This is a genomic window from Oleiphilus sp. HI0123, from assembly GCF_001635315.1.
Genome location: NZ_LWGE01000623.1, coordinates 1 through 549, shown reverse-complemented (window position 1 = coordinate 549; position 549 = coordinate 1). Strand labels below are relative to the sequence as shown.

Genomic DNA, 549 nt, shown 5'->3' with positions numbered 1-549 from the left:
GGAACGATACTTTGTACGGCGGTTCGGGTGAAGATGACTATGATTTCGACCCTGGTTTTGGTCAAGATGTCATTTACAATACTGGAAGCGACTATAATGAGATATGGCTTTACCAGGTTAATGAGTCGGATGTGGCTTATGCAAAGCAAGGCAATGACCTCGTGGTTTCTATTATCGGAACGTCTGATCAGATAACCGTTAAAGACTGGTATGAGTCACCGGAACGAAAAGTAGTAGTGTATTTCGATGATTTGGATATCACACATTCAATCGATCATATTGAGTCATTAGCGACTGACGAGAGTAGTTCGAGCAATAGCGAACCTACCGCTCTAGCGGATACAGCAAACACCGAGGAAGATACTTCCATTATCATTGATGTGTTAGCCAATGACAGCGATATCGATGGTGATAGTCTGAGCATTAGCTCTGCTTCAGCCTCGTATGGTTCGGTTCTCATCAATGGTGATGGAACGCTGAACTACACACCTAATGCCGATTTCAATGGTTTAGATAGCATCAGCTATGAAGTCTCAGATGGTAACGGTA

Annotated in this window: 1 protein-coding gene; it reads left to right on the top strand. The window is 43.4% G+C overall.

Annotation, left to right across the window (positions count from 1 at the left end; all coding sequences use genetic code 11):
* The coding region (locus tag A3761_RS05685; RefSeq protein WP_197472860.1) for a cadherin-like domain-containing protein at window positions 1-549 on the top strand (549 nt) is incomplete at both ends.